Annotated in this window: 1 pseudogene; it reads left to right on the top strand. The window is 65.5% G+C overall.

From position 1 onward, the window contains the following. Window positions 1-46: 46 nt before the first annotated feature. Window positions 47-925 (top strand): annotated as a pseudogene (locus QSJ18_RS20110) (IS3 family transposase); the annotation flags it as partial.

The raw sequence follows: 925 nt of genomic DNA, 5'->3' as shown, positions 1-925 counted from the left end.
CATCTGATTTGTGGTGCCGGAAGGCTCTGCTGGAAGGATGTACCCCGTGCCCAAGCCCTACCCCAAAGAGTTTCGCGACGACGTCGTTCGCGTCGCTCGAGGCCGAGAACCCGGCCACCAGTTGAAGCAGATCGCTGCCGACTTCGGGATCAGCGAGTCCTGCCTGGCGAACTGGCTCAAGCAGGCCGACGTCGAGGACGGCATCAAGCCCGGAACCACCGCGGGAGAGAACGCCGAGTTACGCGAGGCCCGCAAGCGGATCCGCCTGCTCGAGCAGGAGAACGAGGTCCTGCGCCGGGCCGCGGCCTACTTGTCGCAGGCGAACCTGCCGGGAAAAGGCTCTACCCGCTCGTGAAAGAGCTCGCCGAAGACGGGATCCCCGTCGCGGTGACGTGCCGGGTCCTCAAGCTCGCTCGCCAGCCCTACTACCGGTGGCTGGCCGGGCCGGTAATCGCCGGCGAACTCGCCGAGGCGTACCGGGCGAACGCGCTGTTCGATGCCCACCGCGACGATCCCGAGTTCGGATACCGGTTCCTCATCGACGAGGCCCGCAGCGGTGGTGAGGGTATGTGTGAGCGCACCGCCTGGCGGATCTGCCGCGATAACGCCTGGTGGTCGGTGTTCGGGAAGAAGCGTGGGAAGAACGGTAGGAAACCCGGGCCGTCCGTCCACGATGACCTGGTCGAGCGTGATTTCACCGCGGCGGAGCCGAACCGGCTGTGGCTGACGGACATTACCGAGCATCCGACCGCGGAGGGAAAGCTGTACATGTGCGCGATCAAAGACGCCTACTCGAACCGGATAGTTGGCTACTCGATCGACTCGAGGATGAGGTCCTCGCTCGCGGTCAATGCGCTGGCCAGTGCCGTCGCCCGGCGTGGCGTGGTGGCTGGTTGCATCGTCCACAGCGACAGGGGATCGCAAT

The organism is Gordonia heveisoli, assembly GCF_030315745.1.
Lineage (GTDB): Bacteria > Actinomycetota > Actinomycetes > Mycobacteriales > Mycobacteriaceae > Gordonia.
This window is presented reverse-complemented; position numbering and strand designations above follow the sequence as displayed.